The 275-nt window shown below is 50.2% G+C and carries 1 protein-coding gene; it reads left to right on the forward strand.

Going from position 1 to position 275, the window contains the following annotated elements; translation table 11 throughout:
- Positions 1–275: septation ring formation regulator EzrA (locus tag CH339_RS25640; protein ID WP_276329893.1), on the forward strand; the 275-nt coding region annotated here is incomplete at both ends.

Raw genomic sequence — 275 nt, forward strand, 5'->3', positions numbered from 1 at the left:
ATTGAAGCAGACAATCAAGGATACGGCGCGCAGCCTGGAGAAAAGCAATGTTCCAGGCATCCCGGAGGCCATAACCGAAAAGATCCGACAGTCGCAGACGACTGTGCAGAAAGTGACAGAACAGTTGAATGAGCTGCCGCTGAACATGGATGCGGTGAACGAACGTCTTCAAGAGGCGGAACAGCTTGTCACGGAAGTGAAAACAAAGACGGACGAACTGGTTGAACTGGTTTTGCTGATCGAACGCATCATTCAATATGGCAACCGCTTCAGAA

The sequence above is a fragment of the Rhodobium orientis genome (assembly GCF_003258835.1).
GTDB lineage: Bacteria > Pseudomonadota > Alphaproteobacteria > Rhizobiales > Rhodobiaceae > Rhodobium > Rhodobium orientis.